8 protein-coding genes and 1 pseudogene are annotated in these 9,555 nt (G+C 69.0%); 2 read left to right on the top strand and 7 right to left on the bottom strand.

All coding sequences use genetic code 11. The features are described 5' to 3' along the window. Nucleotides 1-372 (top strand): FAD-dependent oxidoreductase (locus tag C667_RS16325; protein ID WP_004369998.1); only part of this gene is annotated, 372 nt, incomplete at its 5' end. Between the two features lie 38 nt (nucleotides 373-410). Here the strand turns inward: C667_RS16325 and gabT are convergent. The 6 genes from gabT to C667_RS16295 form a co-directional block, all read right to left on the bottom strand. Next, entirely contained in the window at nucleotides 411-1,712 is a 1,302-nt protein-coding gene (gene gabT, locus C667_RS16320) for a 4-aminobutyrate--2-oxoglutarate transaminase (protein ID WP_004369996.1), read from the bottom strand. Nucleotides 1,713-1,749: 37 nt separating this feature from the next. Next, nucleotides 1,750-3,210: an NADP-dependent succinate-semialdehyde dehydrogenase gene (gene gabD / locus C667_RS16315; RefSeq protein WP_004369995.1), complete on the bottom strand. Its 1,461-nt coding sequence runs from the start codon at nucleotides 3,208-3,210 to the stop codon at nucleotides 1,750-1,752. A 77-nt stretch (nucleotides 3,211-3,287) separates the two neighbouring features. Further along, nucleotides 3,288-4,112 (bottom strand): ABC transporter permease, encoded by an 825-nt coding sequence (locus C667_RS16310; protein WP_004369993.1) that lies wholly within the window; start codon nucleotides 4,110-4,112, stop codon nucleotides 3,288-3,290. Nucleotides 4,113-4,123: 11 nt separating this feature from the next. Beyond that, on the bottom strand, nucleotides 4,124-5,398 hold the full coding sequence (locus C667_RS16305; protein ID WP_004369991.1) for an ABC transporter permease: 1,275 nt from the start codon (nucleotides 5,396-5,398) through the stop codon (nucleotides 4,124-4,126). 117 nt (nucleotides 5,399-5,515) lie between these two features. Further along, on the bottom strand, nucleotides 5,516-6,556 hold the full coding sequence (locus C667_RS16300; protein WP_004369990.1) for an ABC transporter substrate-binding protein: 1,041 nt from the start codon (nucleotides 6,554-6,556) through the stop codon (nucleotides 5,516-5,518). An 85-nt stretch (nucleotides 6,557-6,641) separates the two neighbouring features. Continuing rightward, a complete protein-coding gene (locus C667_RS16295; protein WP_004369988.1) occupies nucleotides 6,642-7,751 on the bottom strand; it encodes an ABC transporter ATP-binding protein in 1,110 nt (369 codons plus the stop codon). Between the two features lie 120 nt (nucleotides 7,752-7,871). On the opposite strand from C667_RS16295, the gene pdxR reads away from it, so the two are divergent. Further along, a complete protein-coding gene (gene pdxR, locus C667_RS16290; protein WP_004369985.1) occupies nucleotides 7,872-9,356 on the top strand; it encodes a MocR-like pyridoxine biosynthesis transcription factor PdxR in 1,485 nt (494 codons plus the stop codon). 71 nt (nucleotides 9,357-9,427) lie between these two features. Here pdxR and C667_RS25115 read toward each other — a convergent pair. Beyond that, a pseudogene (locus C667_RS25115) lies at nucleotides 9,428-9,555 on the bottom strand (electron transfer flavoprotein subunit alpha/FixB family protein); the annotation flags it as partial.

The following is a 9,555-nucleotide window of genomic DNA, read 5'->3' as shown; positions in this document are numbered from 1 at the left end:
ATCCCGGAGCCGGGCGGGCTGGGCGTGCACCTGACCCTGGATCTGGGCGGGCAGGCGAAGTTCGGCCCCGACGTGGAGTGGATCGCCACGCCGGACTACACGGTCGATCCCGCACGGGTGGAGCGCTTCGCCAGCGCGATCCGGCGCTGGTGGCCGGACCTGGACGCGCAGCGCCTGCAGCCGGGCTATGCCGGCGTGCGCCCGAAGATCGTCGGCCCCGGCGAGCCCGACGCCGACTTCCGCATCGACGGCCCGGCGGCACACGGCACGCCGGGGCTGGTGCATCTGTACGGCATCGAGTCGCCCGGCCTCACCGCCGCGCTCGCGATCGGCGAGCACGTCGCGGCGATGCTCGCCGCCGAAGGGCGCTGAATCCGCAGCGCCCCCCGGCTCGCGCACTGCGGCCCCGATCAGGCCGCGGCGTCCATCGCCGCGGCGAGGAGGTCGAGGCCTTCGTCGAGCACCGCCTGCTCGATGGTCAGCGGCACCATCAGGCGCAGCACGTTGCCGTAGCTGCCGCAGGACAGCAGCAGCAGGCCGCGCTGCAGGGCCGCGGCGATCACCGCCTTGGCGATCTCCGGGGCCGGACGCGCGTGGTCGCCGTCGTGGAAGAACTCCACCGCCACCATCGCCCCCAGTCCGCGCACGTCGCCGATGCACTTGTGGCGCGTGGCCAGCTCGCGCAGGCGGCGCTGCATGTGCTCGCCGACCGTGATCGCGCGCTCGCACAGCTTCTCTTCTTCCATGACGTCGAGCACGGCGAGCGCGGCGGCGCAGGCCATCGGCGCGCCGGCGTAGGTGCTGCCCAGGCCGCCCGGAGCGAGCGCATCCATCACCTCGGCGCGCCCGACCACGGCGGCGATCGGGAAGCCACCGCCGAGGCCCTTGGCCAGGGTGATGAGGTCGGGCGCCACGCCGCTGTGCTCGATCGCGAACATCTTGCCGCAGCGGCCGATGCCGGACTGGATCTCGTCGGCGATCAGCAGGATGCCGTGCTTGTCGGCGAGCGCGCGCAGGCGCTGCAGGAACTCGGCCGGAGCGGGGTAGTAGCCGCCCTCGCCCTGCACAGGCTCGACGATGAAGGCGGCGACGCGGCGCGCCTCGATGTCGTTCTTGAACAGCAGCTCGACGCCGTGGATGGCGTCATCGACGCTGATGTCGTGCAGCGCGCAGGGATAGGGGGCGTGGTAGATCTCGGCCGGGAAGGGGCCGACACCCAGCTTGTAGGGATCGATCTTGCCGGTGAGGCCGAGCGTGAGCAGCGTGCGGCCGTGGAAGGCGCCGTTGAAGGCGATCACGCCTGGGCGGCCGGTGAAGGCGCGCGCGATCTTGACCGCGTTCTCGACCGCCTCGGCGCCGGTGCTCACCAGCATGGTCTTCTTCGGGGCGTCCCCCGGGGCGAGCGCGTTGAGGCGCTCGGCCAGGCGCAGGTAGCCATCGTAGGCCACGACCTGGAAGCAGGTGTGGCTGAAGTGGGTGAGCTGGGCCTGCGCCGCGGCGACCACGCGCGGATGGCAGTGGCCGGTGTTGACCACGGCGATGCCTGCGACGAAGTCGATGAAGCGGCGGCCCTCGACGTCCCAGACCTCGGCGTTGAGCGCCTTGGTGGCGAACAGGGGGTGGGCCTGGCCGACGCCGCGCGGCAGCGCGGCGGCACGGCGGGCCATGAAGTCGGCGTTGTGCAGGCCGGGGGGGATGGTGTTGGCGTTCATGGGTTTCTCCTGTCGATGCGGTTGGGGTGGCGGCGGCTCACTGCACGCCGCCCATGCACAGATACTTCACCTCGAGGTAGTCCTCGATGCCGTACTTGGAACCTTCGCGGCCGAGCCCGGAGGACTTCATGCCGCCGAAGGGCGCGACCTCGGTCGAGATGATCCCGGTGTTGATGCCGACGATGCCGTACTCGAGCGCCTCCCCGACCCGCCACACGCGGTTCATCGAGCTGGCATAGAAGTAGGCCGCCAGGCCGAACTCGGTGTCGTTGGCCATGCGGATCGCCTCGGCCTCGTCCTTGAAGCGGAACAGCGGCGCCACCGGGCCGAAGGTCTCCTCGCGCGCCACCTTCATCGCCGGGGTCACGTCGACCAGGATGGTGGGCTCGAAGAAGCTGCCGCCGAGCGCGTGGCGCTTGCCGCCGGCGAGCACGCGCGCGCCCTTCTCCACCGCGTCGGCGATGTGCTCCTCGACCTTGGCCACCGCGTTCATGTCGATCAGCGGGCCCTGGGTGCTGCCCTCGGACAGGCCGTTGCCCACCTTCAGGCGCGCCACCGCGGCGGCGAGCTTGCCGGCGAAGGCGTCGTACACGCCGTCCTGCACCAGCAGGCGGTTGGCGCACACGCAGGTCTGCCCGGTGTTGCGGTACTTGGAGGCGAGCGCGCCCTCGACCGCGGCGTCGAGGTCGGCGTCGTCGAAGACGATGAAGGGGGCGTTGCCGCCGAGCTCGAGCGAGAGCTTCTTGATGCTGGGCGCGCACTGCGACATCAGCTTGACGCCGATCTCGGTGGAGCCGGTGAAGGTGAGCTTGCGCACGATCGGGTTGGCGGTGAGCTCGCCGCCGATCTCGGCCGCGCCGCCGGTGAGCACGCTGAACACGCCCTTGGGAATCCCCGCGCGCTCGGCGAGCACCGCCAGCGCGAGCGCCGAGTACGGCGTCTGCGTGGCGGGCTTGAGCACCATCGTGCACCCGGCCGCGAGCGCGGGGCCGGCCTTGCGCGTGATCATCGCCGCCGGGAAGTTCCACGGCGTGATCGCCGCGCACACGCCGATCGGCTCCTTGGTGACAACGATGCGCTTGTCGGGCTGGTGGCCGGGGATCACGTCGCCGTAGATGCGCTTGCCTTCCTCGGCGAACCACTCGATGAAGGAGGCGGCGTAGAGCACCTCGCCGCGCGCCTCGGCGAGCGGCTTGCCCTGCTCGCTGGTCATCAGCACGGCGAGATCTTCCTGGTTGGCGAGGATGAGCTCGAACCAGCGCCGCAGGATCTTCGCGCGTGCGCCGGCGGTGAGCGCGCGCCATGCCGGCCATGCGGCGTTGGCGGCCTCGATCGCGCGCCGGGTCTCGGCCGCACCCATGCGCGGGATGGTGCCGAGCACCTCGCCGTTGGCCGGGTTGCGGATGCTCACGGTGGCGCCGTCGTCGGCGTCGATCCACTGCCCGTCGACGTAGCAGCGGGTGCGGAAGAGGTCGGGATCTTTCAGGTTCAGGCTCATGGTCGGGTTCCGTCGGGTGGTCGGGGAAAGCTTCGGTGTGTGCGCGGGGGGTGCCGGGCTTCGCGTGGTCGCTTCGCTCAGCGGCGCGCGCCGCGCATGCGCTCGGCACGCCGGCGCAGCCATTCGAGGGTCATCAGCATCAGCGTCGACAGCACGATCAGGATGGTCGCGACCGCGGCGATGGTCGGGCTGATGTTCTCGCGGATGCCGGCGAACATCTGCCGCGGCAGCGTCGCCTGCTCGGGGCTGGCGAGGAAGAGCGTCACCACGACCTCGTCGAAGGAGGTGGCGAAGGCGAACAGGCCGCCCGAGATGATCCCGGGCGCGACCATCGGCAGGGTGACGCGGAAGAAGGTGGTGATCGGGTTGGCGCCGAGGCTGGAGGCCGCGCGCACCAGGTTGAAGTCGAAGCCCTGCAAGGTCGCGGTCACCGTGGTGACGACGAAGGGCACGCCGAGGATGGCATGCGCCAACACCAGGCCGGTGTAGCTGCCGGTGAGGCCGAGCGGGGCGAAGAAGATGTACATCGCCACGCCGATCACCACCACGGGCACCACCATCGGCGAGATCAGCACCGCGGTGAGCAGCGCCTTGCCGGGAAACTCGGCACGCACCAGGCCGATCGAGGCCAGGGTGCCGAGCACCATCGCCAGCAGGGTGGCGAGCGGCGACACGATCAGGCTGTTCATCAGCGCCTGGCGCCAGGCCGGCGAGGTCGCGAACTCCTCGTACCAGCGCAGCGAGAAGCCCGACATCGGGTACATCAGGAAGCTGTCGGCGTTGAAGGACAGCGGCACGATGACCAGGATGGGCAGGAACAGGAAGGCCAGGATCAGCCCGACCAGCCCGCGCATGCCGAAATACCATGCCCGTTCCACGGGCGAAGCGTAGGGTTGCAGCATCGTCGTCGTCCTCAGCGTGCCTTCATGTACTTGACCCGGGTCGGCCCGAGGTAGCGGGCATAGACCATGTACAGCAGCAGGGTCGCCGCCAGCAGCACCGCGGAGAGCGCGGCCGCCATGCCCCAGTTGATCGTCTGGTTGGTGTAGAAGGCGATGAAGTAGCTCAGCATCTGCTCCTTCGGGCCGCCGAGCAGCGCGGGCGTGATGTAGTAGCCCATGCACATGATGAACACCAGCAGGCCGCCGGCGCCGATGCCGGGCAGGGTCTGCGGGAAGTAGATCTTCCAGAAGCTGCGGAAGGGCGGGCAGCCGAGCGAGAGCGCGGCGCGCATGTATACCGGCGAGATGCCCTTCATCACCGAGTACAGCGGCAGCACCATGAAGGGCAGCAGGATGTGGACCATCGCCACATACACGCCGAAGCGGTTGAAGAGGAGCTGGAGCGGGCTGTCGGTGAGGCCGAGCCACATCAGCAGGCGGTTCACCAGGCCCTCGTTCTGCAGCAGCACGATCCACGCCGCCACCCGCACCAGCACCGAGGTCCAGAACGGCAGCAGCACGAAGATCATCAGCATGTTGCTGTGGCGGGTGGACAGGCTGGCCATCAGGTAGGCCACCGAGAAGCCGAGCGTCAGGCAGCACACGGTGACGATCAGGCTCATCCAGAAGGTGCGCAGCAGCACGTCCACATAGATGCGCTCGTCCTCCGGGGCGGCGACGATGTTGCCGTCGGCGTCGATCACGCGGTCGATCGCGGCGAGCAGGTAGAAGGGCGTCAGCGCGCCGCCGGCGCGGTGGATCGCCTGCCAGGTGGCGAGCTCGCCCCACTGCGCATCGATCGCCACCAGCGCCTCGCGCGCCGGCACGGCGGCATCGAGCGGCAGCTTGCGCGCGGTCTTCATGACCAGGCTGCGGTAGCCGGCGTTCTCGCGGTTCAGGCGCTTGGCGATCGCGGCGATCGCCGGCGAGCCCTTGGCCGCTGCGAGCTCGTCGGCGAGCGCGCGGAAGGCGGCCTCGGCCGGCGGCGCGCTGCCGTTCCAGTCCTCGAGCGCGGCGAGCGTGCGCGGCAGGTTGTCGTGGATCTCGGGGTTATCGACGCCGATCGTCAGCAGCGAGCCGATCGGCCAGATGAAGGCCACCAGCACCACCAGCGCGAGCGGCAGGATCAGGGCGCCGAAGAGCAGGTTGCGGCGACGCTCGGCGCGGCGCAGGCGCTTCTTCAGCGGCGTGCCGTCGCCCTCGGCGGGCAAGGGTACGGCAGCGGAGGTGTCGACGGCAGTGCTCATGGACTTGTCCACTCGGTCAGATGGAGACGGTGGCCGCGCGTCGCGGCCGCCACCGCGGACCGGACGCCCGCGGCGGCGCAGGCATGCCCGCGCGCGGGCATGCGACGAAGGCAGCGCTCAGCGCGCGGCCCAGGCGTTGAAGCGCTGCTCGAGGTTCTCGCCGTGCTCGACCCAGAACTCGGTGTCGGTCGCCATCGCGCCCGTCATGTTCTCGGGCGAGGTCGGCAGGCCGGAGGCGACCTTGGCGTCGATCTTCGGCACCGCCTTGAGGTTGACCGGGCCGTAGGCGATCTCGCCGGAGAACACCGCCTGGTTTTCGGGCTGGCTGGCGAAGCGGATGAACTTGAGCGCGTCGGCCTTGTTCGGCGAGCCCTTGGGAATGGCCCACGAATCGACGTCGTAGATGCTGCCGTTCCAAACCACCTTGAGGTTCTTGCCTTCGACCTGCGCAGCGGAGATGCGGCCGTTGTAGGCGGCGCTCATGACCAGGTCGCCCGAGGCGAGCAGCTGCGGCGGCTGCGCGCCGGCTTCCCACCACTGGAGGTTCGCCTTGAGCTTGTCGAGCTTGGCGAAAGCGCGGTCGACGCCGGCCGGGGTGGCGAGCACCTTGTACACATCGCTGGTCGGGACGCCATCGGCGAGCAGGGCGAATTCGAGGGTGTACTTCGCGCCCTTGCGCAGGCCGCGCTTACCGGGGAATTTGTCCACGTTCCAGAAGTCGGCCCAGGAGGTCGGCGCCTCCTTGAGGCGGTCGGCGTTGTAGGCCAGCGCGGTCGACCACACGAAGATGCCCACACCGCATTCGTTCACCGCCGCCGGCACGAAATCGGCCTTGTCGCCCACCTGCGCGAAGTCGATCTTCTCGAACAGGCCTTCCTCGCAGCCACGCACCAGCTCGGGCGACTCGACCTCGAGCACGTCCCAGGTCACGTTGCCCGCCTCGACCATGGCCTTCACCTTGGCCTGCTCGCCGTTGTACTCGCCGGCGACGACCCTGACCCCGGTGGCCTTGGCAAAGGGCGCGTAGTAGGCCTTGTCCTGCGCCTTCTGCGAGGCGCCGCCGAAGGAGATGACGGTGATGTCGGCCGATGCGGTGCCGACGACACCGCCGAGGGCGACGAGGACGGCGGCGCGAAGGAAGGATGCGGCGTGCTTCATGATGTGTCTCCGGTTCTGGTTTTTTGGGTGTTGCGGGTGAAGGCCGCCGGGCGGCCGGGATTGCGGATACGTCGGCGGGGCTGCCTCAGTGCGCCGCGGGCACGTCGAGCGCGCGGGTGTGCGCCGGATCGAGCCCGACGCGGATTGCATCACCGGGGCGCAGCGAGCGGTCGAGCTGCGAAATCGGCGCCTTGATGGTGAATTCGTGCTTGCCCGCGAGCTCGATGCGCAGGCGGATCTGGTCGCCGAGGTAGATGAGCTCGCGCACGGTGGCATCGAGCGGGTTGGCACAGGCGCCGTCCGCCCCGGCGAGCTGCACGCGCTCCGGGCGCACGGCGATGCGGGTGCGGCCGCCGGCGCCGACGTTTCCGGTGCGCGCGCGCAGCACCGTTCCGCAGTCCAGGCGCACGTCGCACTCCTCGCCCGCGACCGCGACCACGGTGCCGTCGAGCGCGTTGTTCTCGCCGATGAAGTCGGCGACGAAGGAGTTGGCGGGGAGTTCGTACAGGGTCTCGGGGGCGTCGATCTGCTGGATCACGCCGTGATTGAACACGGCGATGCGGTCCGACATGGTCAGCGCCTCGCTCTGGTCGTGGGTGACGAACACCACGGTGATGCCGAGGTTCTGCTGGATGTGCTTGATCTCGAGCTGCATGCGCTCGCGCAGGTTCTTGTCGAGCGCGCCGAGCGGCTCGTCCATCAGCACCAGCTGGGGATCGAACACAAGCGCGCGGGCAAGCGCGATGCGCTGCTGCTGGCCGCCGGAGAGCTGTTGCGGGTAGCGATTGCCGAAGGCCTCGAGCTGCACCATGCCGAGCGCCGTTTTCACCCTCGCCTCGACCTCGTTGGCCGCCAGCTTGCGCACACGCAGCGGGAAGCGCAGGTTGTCGGCCACCGTCATGTGCGGAAACAGCGCATAGTTCTGGAAAACCATGCCGATGTTGCGGCGGTAGGGCGGCACCCGGTTGATGACCTCGCCATCGAGGCGGATCTCGCCGCCAGTCGGCGTCTCGAAGCCGGCCAGCATCATCAGGCAAGTCGTCTTGCCCGAACCCGAGGGCCCGAGCAGGGTGAGGAATTCGCCGCGGCGAATGTCGAGATTGAGGTCCCGCACGATCAGGGTTTCGCCGTCGTAGGTCTTCTGGACGTTGCGAAAGCTGACGTGGGCTGCCTGGTTGTTGTGGACCGCTTCCATCTGTCTCCGTCTCCTGCAAGTGGCGCTGTGCGCTCTGGCCAACGAATCCTAGGCTACGAATTGGCCCAGGCTTGATCCAATTACTTATACTTTGATAGAACCAATTATTGCTGCACTGCAATGGATTGCCGACTCAGCTGCGAACTCATCGTCCAGGCCTATGCGGAACAGGCGCCCTCGTCCAGCGCCCGCGCGCGCCTTTATCTCGCCATCCGCGAGGCCATCATCGCGCGCCGGCTCACCCCCGGCACCGCGCTGCCGGCCACCCGCGCCCTGGCGGCGGAGCTCGCATTGGGGCGGAACACCGTGGTGCGGGTGTACGACCAGCTCATCGTCGAAGGCTACCTGGACAGCCGGGTGGGCTCGGGCACCTTCGTCTCCGACGCGGTGGCCACTACTGCACCGCAGCAAAAGCCGCGGCGAATGGTCGGCGCCCGTAGCGAAGGATTGTCGAAAAGAGGCTGCCGGATCGCCGCCGACGCGCTGTCGAGCCGGGTGCAGGCGGGCGCCTTCATGCCCGGCTTCCCGGACGTCACCCACTTTCCCTTCGCCACCTGGCGCAAGCTGGTGGCCAAGCAGATGCGGCTCGAGCAGCGCCACCTGGCGCAGTACGGCTACGGCGGCTACGGACCGCTGAAGCTGGTGCTCGCGGAATACCTGCGCGTGACCCGCATGATGTCGTGCAGCCCGCAGCAGATCCTGATCCTGAACGGCTCGCACCAGGCGCTCGACCTGTGCGCGCGCATGCTCGCCGACGTCGGCGACGTGGCGTGGATGGAGGATCCGGGCTACTGGGGGGCGCGCAACGTGCTGGCGGCCTGCGATCTCGCCATCCACCCGGTGCCGGTCGACGCCCAGGGCATCAACCCGCAGGAAGCCGACTGGGATCATCCGCCGCGCCTGATCTTCGTGTCACCCTCGAGCCAGTACCCGACGGGTGCGGTGATGTCGCTCGAACGCCGGCTGCGCCTGCTCGAGTACGCGGAGAAGAACCGCATCTGGATCATCGAGGACGACTACGACAACGAGATCCGCTACCACGACCACCCGGTGGCCTCGCTTTTCGGCCTGTCTGCGGCTCAGCGGGTGATCTATGTCGGCACCTTCAGCAAGGTCATGTATCCCGGCCTGCGCCTGGCCTACCTGGTGGTGCCGGAAGATCTCGTCGAGGCCTTCACCACCGGCAACGCCGAGCTCTACCGCGAGGGCCGCATGCTGGAGCAGGCGGCGCTGGCCGAGTTCATCGACGGCGGCTATTTCACCACGCACATCCGCCGCATGCGCGGCATCTACGAGGAGCGCCGCGACCGCCTCATCGAGGTGCTGCAGCGCCACCTCGCAGGCATCGCCACACCGGCCGGCGGCCTCGCCGGCCTGCACATCCCGGTCCCCTTCGAGCGCCCGCTCGACGACGTGCAGCTCTCTTCGCTGGCGCTGCGCGAGGGCGTGGTGATGCGACCGCTATCGTTGTATGCGATCGACCCCGCGAACAGGCGCCCGGGCATGAACCTCGGCTTCGCCGCGGTGCCGGTGGAACAGATCGAAGCCCCCGCACTCAAGCTGGTGCGGCTGATCGACGACCTGCTGCAGGCGGGGAGCCGGTGAGCGTGGACAAAAAAAGCGGCCGCCGGTCGCATCGGACCGGACGAGCCGCGAGGGGGAGAGGCGGGTAGGAGTCAGGCCGCTGCGACGAGCGCGGGGACTGCCTCGAAGAGGTCGGCCACCAGGCCGTAATCTGCGATCTGGAAGATCGGCGCTTCGGGATCCTTGTTGATCGCCACGATCACCTTGGAGTCCTTCATGC

The organism is Thauera phenylacetica B4P (genome assembly GCF_000310225.1).
Classification (GTDB): Bacteria; Pseudomonadota; Gammaproteobacteria; order Burkholderiales; family Rhodocyclaceae; genus Thauera; species Thauera phenylacetica.
Note: the sequence above shows the minus strand (reverse complement) of the source record. Positions and strands in the feature narration are given on the sequence as shown.